Annotated in this window: 16 protein-coding genes; 15 read left to right on the top strand and 1 reads right to left on the bottom strand. The window is 48.1% G+C overall.

Annotated features, from left to right (window positions below):
• The 15 genes from CCU_RS00445 to CCU_RS00380 form a co-directional block, all read left to right on the top strand.
• Positions 1–452 (top strand): ATP-binding cassette domain-containing protein (locus CCU_RS00445; RefSeq protein ID WP_208895863.1); only part of this gene is annotated, 452 nt, incomplete at its 5' end.
• Between the two features lie 209 nt (positions 453–661).
• Positions 662–1,882: an aspartate aminotransferase family protein gene (locus CCU_RS00440; RefSeq protein WP_015533159.1), complete on the top strand. Its 1,221-nt coding sequence runs from the start codon at positions 662–664 to the stop codon at positions 1,880–1,882.
• A 59-nt stretch (positions 1,883–1,941) separates the two neighbouring features.
• The gene (queF, locus tag CCU_RS00435; RefSeq protein WP_015533158.1) at positions 1,942–2,436 is read left to right on the top strand and encodes a preQ(1) synthase; all 495 of its coding nucleotides are present in this window, start codon (positions 1,942–1,944) and stop codon (positions 2,434–2,436) included.
• Positions 2,437–2,477: 41 nt separating this feature from the next.
• Positions 2,478–3,776, top strand: coding sequence for a bifunctional folylpolyglutamate synthase/dihydrofolate synthase (locus CCU_RS00430; protein WP_015533157.1), 1,299 nt, complete (start codon positions 2,478–2,480; stop codon positions 3,774–3,776).
• Complete coding sequence (locus CCU_RS00425) at positions 3,763–3,909, top strand: hypothetical protein (RefSeq protein ID WP_015533156.1); 147 nt, start codon at positions 3,763–3,765, stop codon at positions 3,907–3,909. The genes CCU_RS00430 and CCU_RS00425 overlap by 14 nt, the downstream gene beginning before the upstream one ends.
• Positions 3,910–3,938: 29 nt before the next feature.
• The gene (locus CCU_RS00420) at positions 3,939–5,549 is read left to right on the top strand and encodes a tetratricopeptide repeat protein (protein WP_015533155.1); all 1,611 of its coding nucleotides are present in this window, start codon (positions 3,939–3,941) and stop codon (positions 5,547–5,549) included.
• 112 nt (positions 5,550–5,661) lie between these two features.
• Positions 5,662–6,009 (top strand): anti-sigma factor antagonist, encoded by a 348-nt coding sequence (locus CCU_RS00415; RefSeq protein WP_015533154.1) that lies wholly within the window; start codon positions 5,662–5,664, stop codon positions 6,007–6,009.
• A gap of 17 nt (positions 6,010–6,026) precedes the next feature.
• A complete protein-coding gene (gene spoIIAB / locus CCU_RS00410) occupies positions 6,027–6,464 on the top strand; it encodes an anti-sigma F factor (protein WP_015533153.1) in 438 nt (145 codons plus the stop codon).
• Positions 6,464–6,850: a sigma-70 family RNA polymerase sigma factor gene (locus CCU_RS14350; protein WP_015533152.1), complete on the top strand. Its 387-nt coding sequence runs from the start codon at positions 6,464–6,466 to the stop codon at positions 6,848–6,850. Before spoIIAB ends, CCU_RS14350 begins: the two co-directional genes overlap by 1 nt.
• A complete protein-coding gene (locus CCU_RS14345; protein WP_015533151.1) occupies positions 6,826–7,146 on the top strand; it encodes a sigma-70 family RNA polymerase sigma factor in 321 nt (106 codons plus the stop codon). Before CCU_RS14350 ends, CCU_RS14345 begins: the two co-directional genes overlap by 25 nt.
• 57 nt (positions 7,147–7,203) lie before the next feature.
• Entirely contained in the window at positions 7,204–7,827 is a 624-nt protein-coding gene (locus CCU_RS00400) for a stage V sporulation protein AA (protein WP_015533150.1), read from the top strand.
• A complete protein-coding gene (locus tag CCU_RS00395; protein WP_015533149.1) occupies positions 7,817–8,233 on the top strand; it encodes a stage V sporulation protein AB in 417 nt (138 codons plus the stop codon). Before CCU_RS00400 ends, CCU_RS00395 begins: the two co-directional genes overlap by 11 nt.
• Before the next feature lie 40 nt (positions 8,234–8,273).
• Entirely contained in the window at positions 8,274–8,723 is a 450-nt protein-coding gene (locus CCU_RS00390) for a SpoVA/SpoVAEb family sporulation membrane protein (protein ID WP_015533148.1), read from the top strand.
• A 119-nt stretch (positions 8,724–8,842) separates the two neighbouring features.
• Positions 8,843–9,223, top strand: coding sequence for a DUF3783 domain-containing protein (locus CCU_RS00385; protein WP_015533147.1), 381 nt, complete (start codon positions 8,843–8,845; stop codon positions 9,221–9,223).
• Positions 9,224–10,957 carry a VanW family protein gene (locus CCU_RS00380; RefSeq protein WP_015533146.1) on the top strand — a complete coding sequence of 578 codons (1,734 nt, stop codon included), beginning with the start codon at positions 9,224–9,226 and terminating at the stop codon, positions 10,955–10,957.
• A gap of 7 nt (positions 10,958–10,964) precedes the next feature.
• On the opposite strand, the gene CCU_RS00375 is transcribed toward CCU_RS00380, so the two are convergent.
• Positions 10,965–11,334 (bottom strand): chloride channel protein (locus tag CCU_RS00375; protein ID WP_208895862.1); only part of this gene is annotated, 370 nt, incomplete at its 5' end.

Genomic DNA, 11,334 nt, shown 5'->3' with positions numbered 1-11,334 from the left:
CGATAAGGGACAATATAGCATACGGAAGACCGGACGCAACGGATGAGGAGATCGTCGAGGCTGCAAAGCAGTCACATGCACACAGCTTTATCAAGAGACTTCCTGATGGCTATAACACATATATAACAGAGGATGGAGGCAATCTGTCACAGGGACAGAAGCAGCTCCTATGTATCACAAGGGTTATGCTTGATCTTCCACCTATGCTCATACTGGATGAGGCAACATCATCCATAGATACAAGAACTGAGATAAGGATACAGAGAGCATTTGCCAAGATGATGAAGGGCAGAACAAGCTTCGTGGTTGCACACAGACTGTCAACCATCAAGGAGTCAGATGTCATCCTAGTCATGAAGGACGGGCACATCATCGAACAGGGAAATCACGAGACACTGCTTGCAAAGGGCGGCTTCTACACGAATCTGTACAATTCCCAGTTTGCAAGATAATACAGAGAAATGCATAAATATAAAAGGGCTGTGCTTTGAGGTATACCTCACGGTACAGTCCTTTTTAACGGTGGTTAAAGCATTTATCTGTTATATTTCACGAACGCTTGCCAGTGGCGGGCTTTGTGTATATAATGTATGCGGAATGCCTGTTATAATATGGGCGGATATTTGCAGATATACCGGAGAGTATACAAAAGGAGAGAAAGATGAAGGTTAGTGAATCAGGTTATACAAGAGAAGAACTTTTAGAGATAGTAGATACATATCTGGCAGAGCAGTCCAGAAGATGGGAATTCATAGAGGAGAAGGGCGATGGCATGTATGTGTACGCTGAGAACGGCGACAGATACCTCGACTTCTTCGCAGGAATAGCGGTAAGCAGCGCGGGAAATGCCAACAAGAAGGTTGCAAAGGCCATAGCTGACCAGGCGGCAAATGTAATACATGCATCAAACTATGCATATACACTTCCAATGATCCTCCTTGCAAAGAAGGTGTGTGACACCATAGGCATGGAGAAGATCGTGTTCCAGAACTCAGGAACAGAGGCAAATGAAGCCATGATCAAGATGGCTAGAAAGTACGGCGTGGACAATTACGGACCGGACAGATATAAGATCGTGACAGCGAAGAACAGCTTCCACGGAAGAACATACGGTGCACTGTCGGCAACAGGCCAGCCTGATTCGGCCTGCCACAAGGGATTTGCACCACTCCTTCCGGGATTCACATATGCAGAGTATAACAACCTTGAGGACTTCAAGAGCAAATGCGATGAGAACACCATAGGAATCATGGTAGAGCCTGTACAGGGCGAGGGTGGTGTATACCCTGCAGACCCTGAGTTCCTTAAAGGACTTCGTGAGTTCTGTGATGAGAAGAACATGCTCCTCATGTTCGACGAGGTTCAGACCGGATGGGGAAGAACCGGAGACATCATGGCATATATGACATATGGCGTAAAGCCTGACATGGTATCCATGGCAAAGGCCATCGGGGGCGGTATGCCTATAGGCGCGATGTGTACAAGCACCAAGATAGCAGCAGCATTTACACCTGGTGCCCACGGTTCAACATACGCAGCCAACCCTGTGTGCTGTGCAGCGGCGCTTGCAGAGATAGATGAGATACTGGATAACAAGCTCTACGAGAATGCAAAGGAAGTAGGAGCATACTTCATGGAGGAACTCAAGGCACTTCCTTGTGTCAAGGAGATCAGAGGACGTGGTCTTCTTATAGGCGTTGAGTTCAACAAGCCTATCGCATTTGAAGTAAAGCACAGAGCGTTTGAGAACAAGCTCCTCATAACAGCGGTAAGAGACAGCATCATAAGGATCGCACCTCCACTTATCGTTAAGAAGGAGCACTGTGACGAGGCTGTTAAGCTACTCATCAAGTCTGTGACAGAAGCACTGCAGGAGCAGTAATACAGCGTGATCATATAGCAGAATAAGCATGAATCATAAAAGTAATATAGGAGACCATAATGGGAAGAAGTAAAGAAGAGATGGAGGGGGTGACCCTCCTTGGAAATAAAGACGTAAAGTACAGCATGGACTATGCACCTGAGATGCTCCAGACATTTGACAACAAGCATCCGGACAACGACTACTTTGTAAAGTTCAACTGTCCTGAGTTCACAAGCCTCTGTCCGATCACCGGACAGCCTGACTTCGCAACGGTGTACATATCATATGTGCCGGGCGAGAAGATGGTGGAGAGCAAGTCGCTGAAACTGTATCTGTTCAGCTTCAGAAATCACGGAGACTTCCATGAGGACTGTATGAACATCATCATGAAGGACCTCATAAAACTGATGGATCCAAAGTACATCGAGGTGTGGGGCAAGTTCACACCGAGGGGAGGAATCTCCATAGACCCGTACTGCAATTACGGCAGACCGGGAACAAAGTGGGAGGAGGTTGCCTGGAACCGTCTGGCAAACCACGACCTCTACCCTGAGAAAGTTGACAATAGATAATTGGGTCTGAGCAGCACGCACGGACGGATAGGAGAATCATAATGGCGGATTACAGAGAGACTGTGGATTATATATTGGGTATTCCGCTTTTTGCACAGAAGATTGGCAAGGAGAACCTTTCCAGTCTTTTGTGCCGTTTGGGGAACCCTGAGAAGGCTGTTCCTGCGATACATGTGGCGGGAACCAACGGCAAGGGCAGCACATGCCGCGCTCTGGCGCAGATGCTTGCAGCCCGGGGATACAGAGTGGGATTGTTCATATCACCCCATCTCGTGTCCATAAACGAGAGAATACAGATAAATGGTACAAATATATCCGATGACGATTTTGTGTCGGCATTTGAGACCGTAAAGGGGCAGTTCATGGAGCACCCTTCGTTCTTCGAGGTCATGTTTGCCATGGCGGCGGTGTATTTCAGACAGCAGAAGTGTGACTTTGCCGTATACGAGACAGGAATGGGCGGAAGACTGGATGCGACAAATGTCCTGACGCCGGAGCTTACGATCATCACGTCGGTGGGAATGGATCACATGGAGTATCTTGGCGACACGATAGAGAAGATAGCTTATGAGAAGGCAGGCATCATCAAGCCGGGTGTTCCGGTGATATATTTCAGGCGGGATGAGGCGGCTGCGCGGGTCATAGAAGATACTGCCAAAGAGCGTGGAGCGGACATAATTCCGGTCGAAAAATCAGATTATATAATAAATCATTTGGGGAACAAAACCATTGATTTTTCATTGCATAATCGGTATTATAGTTATTGCAATTTACAGATACAGAAGACATCACTGTACCAGGTGGAGAATGTCAGCCTTGCCGTGACAGCATTCAGGATGCTCATGGAGAGGCGGAATGTACCGGAACAGGATATAGAGAAGACCGTGAGGAATGCACTCCTGCAGTTCTACTGGGAGGGCAGGATGGAGGAGATAGCTCCCCATATATATGTGGATGGTGCCCATAATGTGGAGGCTGTAAATGCATATATAGAGACCATGAACAGGCTTCATGGGGAATATGACAAGATACTGGTATTTGCGGCGGTGAAGGATAAGGAGTATGACTCCATGATACATTTGCTTGCCGGAAATATTACGTTTGGCAGGATAATAGTCACAAGCGTTGACAGCAGCAGAAAGGCGGATTCCGCAAAGCTGGCGGAGATATTCTCGGCGTGTACGGATACTCCGGTCATGGTCAGCGATGAGATTGACGATGCCATGGATATGGCAGTGGAGCTCAGAGGAGACAGAGAGAATACCAACATATACTGCGTTGGTTCCCTGTATCTGGTGGGCGGTGTCAAGAGATGGAGGAACAGACATGATCAATTTTGATGAAGAGATAAAGAGGTTTAAGCCGGCACTTGAACTTGACCAGGCAGAGGATGCAATATACAACAATGATCTCAAGGACATCATGGATGTCATGCAGGAGATGATGAGGGTTGCAAAGGAAGCAGAGAAGTAAAGAACACAGATTGGTCGGGAGATTAAGATATGGCAGATGTACTGAATTGTAAGCACTGCGGTGGAGCGATAGCCGTCACAGGCTACTGTACCAGGTGCGGACTGAAGATAGATTACGTGAACAAGGCTCTCAACTCGTCAAAGTACTATTACAACATAGGGCTTGATAAGGCGAGGGTCAGGGATATGTCAGGTGCGGAGGAGGCGCTCAAGCTGTCTCTGAAGTATGACAAGATGAATATAGATGCCCGGAACCTTCTTGGACTGGTGTACTATGAGACCGGAGAGATAGTTCAGGCGCTCAGCCACTGGGTAGTGAGCGTGAATTATTTTGACGGCAAGAATGTCGCCAAGAGATACATCAAGGAGATAAAATCCAACCCACACAGGCTGGAGGCGGTGAACAATGTAACCAGAAAGTATAATCAGGCGCTGGTATATGCGAAGCAGGGCAGCAAGGATCTTGCCTTTATACAGCTCAGAAAGGTACTTTCCGACAACAGCAGATTTATACAGGGGTACCTGCTCCTTGCACTTCTGTTCATCGACGAGGGAAGATATGACAAGGCTCGCAAGGCACTCAAGCGTGTCATCAAGATAGACAGGACAAATCCAGTGGCGGTCAGATATTTCAATGAGATGGGCCACACTGATGAGGAGATCATGAACTTCAGGGATTATCCGCAGGAGGACTACGATGTGGATTCTCTGTTCGTGGATGACCAGAAGAAGCTCATAGCCGGCAACAGCGAGGTGGATTTTGATGGGGATCCGATTCCGGTTGGAAGATACAAGGACATCAATTTCTACAAATATTCCATCGCTTATATCATAGCGGGAGTTGTTCTGGGACTTGCGGCCATGTGGACGCTCATCATCCCGCACAGGGATAAGGCGGCTGACAATTCAGAGAGAGACCTGAAGGTTACATTCAGTCAGGAGATAGCGGATAAGAATGTGGCCATATCGGAGCTCCAGTCACAGGTGGACAGCATGACCACCAAGCTCACAAATGCTGAGACTGAGGCGAAGAACCTTCAGACACAGATAGATAAGTATGGCGATTACGCTTCACAGGTTCTGTCGGATGACAATAAGGCAAGGGTACAGTCAGCGATCTATAAGTACGAGACCATGACATATGAGGCTGCCATAGATGATCTGAACAGAGTCCTTCAGGATACACCTAACAGCGATGTGGCACTGTTCTACAAGGCGATGTGTTATCTGAAGCTTTCTGATGATAACAATGCCACACTGGTATTTAACCAGCTTGTTGAGAACTGTCCGAACTCCGTATACTACACGGTTGCGTGTGATTATGCGGATGAAGATGCCATACAGGCGGGACTTGAAAAGAAGAATTCTGCAAGTACAGCCAGCACGAACACGGGCGACGGAACAGATACAACCGACAGATCAAGCACAGGTGACGAAACAGGTACGACCGACAGCACGGACACAGGTGACGGAACAGATACAACCGACAGCTCGTATACAGGTGATGGAACGGATACGACCGACAACACGTATACGGATGATGGAACAGGCACCATCGACAATACGTATACAGGTGACGGAACAGACACGACCGACAGTTCGTATACAGGCGATGGAACAGATACAACTGACGGACAGTAACGAAAGACAGAAAGACATATAAAAAGATTATAATTTATAGAAGGCACAAAAGAGACGGATAAGGATTAACCGTTTCTTTTGTGCCTTTTATTTTGTGACAGGGGGATTGAAGATGAATATCTACGAGAAAATGGGGGATACTATAATCGTATATATGCCCAGAGAGGTGGATGATTATGCGGCGGTGAAGATGACCGCAGGGATAGACGGAGTATTTGCCGAGGAGGTGGTGAGACATGCCATATTTGATTTTGGCAGGACAACGTTCATGGACAGCTCGGGGATAGGACTTATAACGAGAAGGTACAGACAGCTCCACGACAGAGGGGGAAGCGTTGGGGTGATAAATGTAAATGCGAGAATGGACAGGATACTGCTCATGTCCGGTATATACAGGATCGCGACAAGGCTGGACAGCGGTGTCCGGGATGAGGCTGAGGATTGGACAGATAAAATATAGATAACGAGGAGAATGGTATGGATAAGAACAGATTGATCATGGAATTTGGCTGTGATGCCCGGAATGAGGCTGTGGCGAGAGTCGTGGTGGCGGCTATGCTGACGAGGACAAATCCGACACTCAGTGAGGTGGAGGATGTCAAGACGGCGGTGTCGGAGGCTGTCACGAATTCGATAATACACGGATATGGATCCGGGGAGGGAAGCATAATCCTGGAGGCATACATAGAGGAGCGCACCCTGTACATAACGATCACAGATCACGGCTGCGGCATAGAGAATGTCGACAGGGCAATGGAGCCGCTTTACACCACTGTCACGGACGGAAGCAGATCGGGCATGGGATTTTCATTTATGGAGGCTTTCATGGATGAGCTAAAGGTAGAATCCCGCGTGGGTGAGGGAACCGTGGTAAATATGAAGAAGATAATAGGAAAAAGTCAGGAGATATATTGATGGCGGATAATCATCGTTTGCTTGAACTTGCAAAAGATGGAGACAGAGATGCCAGAGATAAACTTGTGACGGACAATATGGGACTGGTGGTCAGCGTTGCCAGAAGATATGTGGGGAGAGGACAGGAACTTGAGGATCTTATACAGATAGGGCTTATAGGCCTTGTAAAGGCCATAGACAGGTTTGATATGGACTATGAGGTAAAACTGTCCACGTATGCGGTTCCACTCATTCAGGGGGAGATTAGACGCTTTCTCAGGGATGACGGAATGGTGAAGGTCAGCAGAAATCTTAAAACGATATACTACAGGGCAGACAGATACAGACACGAGGTCGAAAAAACAGAGGGACTGAGCCGGGAATGGAGGAGATATGTGAGGCTATAGGAGCGACTCCTGAAGAGCTTGTGATGGCGATGGACGCGGCATCGGATGTGACATGCATAGATGATCTTCACGCGGAGATGTGCGGCACGGAAGATGGAGACCGCATCGTGGACAGGCTGTGTGTATCGCAGCTTCTGGACACGCTCACGCCGGATGAGAGAAAACTTGTGGTGTTGAGGTATTTTCAGGACAAGACGCAGGGACAGACAGGGCAGATCCTTGGCATGAGCCAGGTGCAGGTGAGCCGGCTTGAGAAAAAGATACTCGGAAGACTCAGATGGAAAATATTGGAGTAATATCAGCCATATACATGGACAGACTATTCTTAGAATATAAGAACAGGGGACATGTATATGGCTGAACTTTTGTATTTGAAACTGTCGGAGAGCTGTCTGGCGGAGAAGCGAAAAGTCAAAATAAAAGATGTGGCGACGGTGCTGAGCCCGAATCCCGATATAAAATACGGTGTTGAGAAGCTGGAGCTCATGAGCTTTTCCGGAAGCAAGGAGCAGCAGGTCATATCGGTGATGTACATTCTGCAGGTGATACAGGAGCACTACCCGGACTGCCAGACACAGACCATAGGGGCAACGGACGTGGTTGTGTATTACAGGACATATGACACCAGCGACAAAGTAAAGCAGTTCTTCAAATTCCTGATGATATGCTTCATCGCATTTTTCGGAGCAGGCTTTTCCATCATGTCGTACAACTCGGATGTCAATATGGTTGGACAGCTTGACGTCATGCACAACATATTTGTGGGGCAGGGCAGGGATGCCTATCCTGTGGCGGGAATAGCATATTCCCTGGGGCTCTTCATCGGTATAATCGTATTTTTCAATCACGGTGCAAAGAAAAAATTCTCTGATGATCCTACACCGCTTCAGGTTCAGATGAGACAGTATGAACAGGAGGTCAACCAGACAGTCATAACGGATGCCTCCAGAAAGAAGGCGGAGAGAGATGCTGATTAGATACGCTATGCTTGCCATAGCCTGCTTTGCCAGCGGTGTGGCCATATCGGGCGGGTATTTTGCATTTATATCCATGATAGGAATATTCCCCAAGCTCCTTGAGAAGGTAAAGGGGGTAAGGTATTATCTGCTCATAGAGTGTCTGCTGGCATATGGTGCGGCGCTGGCAAATCTGATATATGTATTCAAAATATCGGTTCCGGTGACATGGGTGGGATATACCATCATATGTCTGTTCGGAGGGATATTTGTGGGATGCCTGGCGGGGGCGCTTACGGAGGTGTTGAATGTCATACCGATCGCGGCCAGAAGATTCAGTGTGAGAAGAAATCTCCCTTATGTCATATACGGCCTTGCCGCGGGAAAACTGGTGGGCTCGGTGCTGAGTGTCGTTCTGGGCATGTGATAAAGTCAAAATTATTTTGTGTGAAATGGAGGTATTTGTTATGAAGTTTGAACCTACAGAGAGTGATTACAATGAATATGTGGAGCTTGTGACACCAACATCAAGTGTGCCAAGAAACTGCCTGTGGGCGTTTCTTGTGGGCGGGGTGATCTGCACGATAGGGCAGGGGATATTTGACCTGCTGGTACACTTCGATGTGAAGGAAGACGAGGCGTATGCGTATGTATCGCTGATACTCGTCCTCGTAAGTGTCATCCTCACAAGTCTGAATCTCTACAAGAAGATAGCAAAGTACGGCGGTGCCGGAGCACTTGTGCCGATCACAGGATTTGCAAATGGTGTGTGTGCGCCCATAGTGGAATTCCAGACTGAGGGTGAAGTGTTCGGAAAGGGCGTGAAAGCGTTCACCATAGCGGGGCCTGTTATACTGTACGGTATATTTACAAGCTGGCTGCTCGGTGTTATATATTGGATAGTCTCAATATGGTGAAATGGGGGTTATTAAATTAAAAATCAACATATTTTCCCCACATCGGTTGACAATATTTGAAAAAATAACATAATGAGTATAGATTTGGACAAAAGAAGAAAGACAGGAGAAATGCTGACATGAAGAGGCTAATGACAGTCAATCTGGCACCTGAGCAGAAGAGTGCAGTACAGGATATATGCAGTGACATAGGTGCGGAGTGCGTTGACATTCAGAGAAAGCATTATGGTATGAAGGTCGGAAGTCTGTGCGACACGGCTGACATATCTGGCTGTGGAGATGAGACCGGACAGACGGAAGATCTCAGTATGGATATGCTCATATTTGACGGAGTGAGCAGCAAAGAACTTGATATATTTCTTGAAAGGTATAAGAAGACCGGGCTTCCGGCAGTAAGGCTGAAGTCGGTAGTGACACGGAGCAACAGGGAGTGGACTGTACAGCAGCTCTACTCGGAGCTTGCAAAGGAATATCTATTCTACAGGATGAGGGGAATGTAGATGGCAGACGAAAGAAGAAACGGACATACAACTGAAAATAGACTTGCGCAGAACAGGCAGAGAGCTTCAGGACGTTCAGGACGGCGTGCATCTGAGCAGTGGAGGAAGAGACAGCAGCGATACAGAGTGATAAGCTGGATACTCACGGCGGTGTTCATGGTGATATTTTATGCGCTAATATGTGCGTGTGTGGGCAACAGAAAGCTGTACAAAAAGACCACCATAAACGGATTAGACGTTGGCGGAATGAAATCTGCGGAGGCGGCAAAGAGCATAAATGACCAGTTCAGACGCGATTACAGCAGTGTGGGCATACAGGTGAAGCTGGATGACAAGACTTACACCCTGGATGTGTCGGCGGCGCTGGATATGGATTCTGAGAAGTCTGTGCAGAAGATACAGGATGACTCACACAGCTTCTGGAGAAGAGGCTATGGGCTTCTGGAATCATGGACACTTGGAAGCAGCTATGATATTTATCCATATATAGGCGACAGCGGCATCATAACGACCGCCATCGAGAGCAGTGATATGATGAAGGTCGATCTGGATATAGAGGATGGATACAGGATAGAGGACAAGAACCTCATTGTGACAAAGGGAAAGGGCAGCTACAGGATAGACACAGACAAGCTGGTAACCCGCATAAAGAAGCAGATAGCAAAAGGAGACTATGGCACTGTGGTGGAATGTCCTGTCGTGTCTGCTGACGTGGATCTGGACGAGGTATACAAAAAGGTACATTGTGAGCCGCAGAATCCAACGCTTGACCCGGACAAGAACTACGAGGTAGTTGAGGCCAAGGACGGTGTGGACTTTGATCTGGAGGCGGCAAAGAAGAGCCTTGAATCTGCCAAGAAGGGAACGGATGTGAGCATCCCGCTCACATACACCCCGGCGGATATGAGTACGGAAGAATACAGGAAGATGCTGTTCAGAGACGAGATGAGTTCATACAGCACAGAGGTTGAGGGTTCAGAGAACAGAAAGACAAATGTCAAGCTGGCGGCGCAGTATTGCGATGGAACCATACTCATGCCGGGAGAGTCATTTTCATATAACCTCGGAGTCGGAGAGCTCACCGAGGAGAGAGGCTTCCTTCCGGGCCCATCATATGCTGACGGACAGTCAGTCATGGACATGGGCGGTGGAATATGTCAGGTGTCATCCACCATGTACATGGCGTGCCTGTATGCGAATCTCGAGATAGATGAGAGACATTGTCATCCATACCCTTCATCGTATGTTCCTGCGGGACTTGACGCCACTGTGGCGTGGGGCGGATGTGACTTTGTATTTACAAATGACACGGATTACCCGATAAAGATAAGCACAAGCTACGATGGATATTCCACATCATGTACGATATGGGGCACCATCACGGAGCCGTTCAGCGTGGAGCTCTACACGGAGACCGTTGAGACAGAGCCATATGAGACCAAGTATGAGCTGGACAAGAGTCTTGGCAAGGATGAGCAGGTGCTTGACACAGTGGGAATAGAGGGCCTTACAGTGCAGTCCTACAGAAGAGTGTATGACGGCGATGGAAATGTCATATCGGACAATCCTGAGGCGATAAGCGTGTACTCTAAGCGTGACGAGGTGTACAAGGTAGGAAAGCTTCCAAAGGACAAGGATAAAGACAAAGATAAGGATCAGAACAAAGATAAGAGTGACAGCTCAGACACAGATAAGAAGACGACTGAGTCTGAGTCAGATACTCAGGAAGAGTAGCTGCCGGCTACTCCTCAATGTCGTCTGAGTCGTCCTCCCTGATCCTTATAAGGCCTTCCAGGAATCCCGGTTCCTTGGTCTTTATCTCCTGGTTGGTGTAGAGATTGACATAGTGAGGGCGGAGCTTGGAGTAGATGATCTTCTGCTCGTTGTACAGGCTGTAATAGCCGGACAGCATGTAGCTGACGGCACATCCTATGGTGAACAGAAGTATTCCGTGCGCTCCGAACAGCTCTATGCTCAGGAACAGAGATGTAAGAGGACAGTTTACCACGCCACAGAAGAAGCACACCATTCCGAGGGCAGCGGCAAAGCCCGGGTCGAGTCCCATGAGTCCACCCATGGCGCATCCAAATGTGGCACCGACGAAGAACGAT

It is taken from the genome of Coprococcus sp. ART55/1 (assembly GCF_000210595.1).
GTDB classification, from domain to species: Bacteria; Bacillota; Clostridia; order Lachnospirales; family Lachnospiraceae; genus Coprococcus; species Coprococcus aceti.
The sequence above is the reverse complement of the archived record's forward strand: the minus strand, read 5'-3'. Positions and strand labels throughout refer to the sequence as shown.

Excerpts from the sequence above, each read along its gene's own strand:
- CCU_RS00430 (WP_015533157.1), top strand. The coding sequence starts at position 2,478 with ATGGCGGATTACAGAGAGACTGTGGATTATATATTGGGTATTCCGCTT.
- CCU_RS00400 (WP_015533150.1), top strand. The coding sequence starts at position 7,204 with ATGGCTGAACTTTTGTATTTGAAACTGTCGGAGAGCTGTCTGGCGGAG.
- CCU_RS14345 (WP_015533151.1), top strand. The coding sequence starts at position 6,826 with ATGGAGGAGATATGTGAGGCTATAGGAGCGACTCCTGAAGAGCTTGTG.
- CCU_RS00415 (WP_015533154.1), top strand. The coding sequence starts at position 5,662 with ATGAATATCTACGAGAAAATGGGGGATACTATAATCGTATATATGCCC.
- CCU_RS00380 (WP_015533146.1), top strand. The coding sequence starts at position 9,224 with ATGGCAGACGAAAGAAGAAACGGACATACAACTGAAAATAGACTTGCG.
- spoIIAB (WP_015533153.1), top strand. The coding sequence starts at position 6,027 with ATGGATAAGAACAGATTGATCATGGAATTTGGCTGTGATGCCCGGAAT.
- CCU_RS00385 (WP_015533147.1), top strand. The coding sequence starts at position 8,843 with ATGAAGAGGCTAATGACAGTCAATCTGGCACCTGAGCAGAAGAGTGCA.
- CCU_RS00395 (WP_015533149.1), top strand. The coding sequence starts at position 7,817 with ATGCTGATTAGATACGCTATGCTTGCCATAGCCTGCTTTGCCAGCGGT.
- CCU_RS00390 (WP_015533148.1), top strand. The coding sequence starts at position 8,274 with ATGAAGTTTGAACCTACAGAGAGTGATTACAATGAATATGTGGAGCTT.
- queF (WP_015533158.1), top strand. The coding sequence starts at position 1,942 with ATGGGAAGAAGTAAAGAAGAGATGGAGGGGGTGACCCTCCTTGGAAAT.
- CCU_RS00425 (WP_015533156.1), top strand. The coding sequence starts at position 3,763 with ATGATCAATTTTGATGAAGAGATAAAGAGGTTTAAGCCGGCACTTGAA.
- CCU_RS00440 (WP_015533159.1), top strand. The coding sequence starts at position 662 with ATGAAGGTTAGTGAATCAGGTTATACAAGAGAAGAACTTTTAGAGATA.
- CCU_RS14350 (WP_015533152.1), top strand. The coding sequence starts at position 6,464 with ATGGCGGATAATCATCGTTTGCTTGAACTTGCAAAAGATGGAGACAGA.
- CCU_RS00420 (WP_015533155.1), top strand. The coding sequence starts at position 3,939 with ATGGCAGATGTACTGAATTGTAAGCACTGCGGTGGAGCGATAGCCGTC.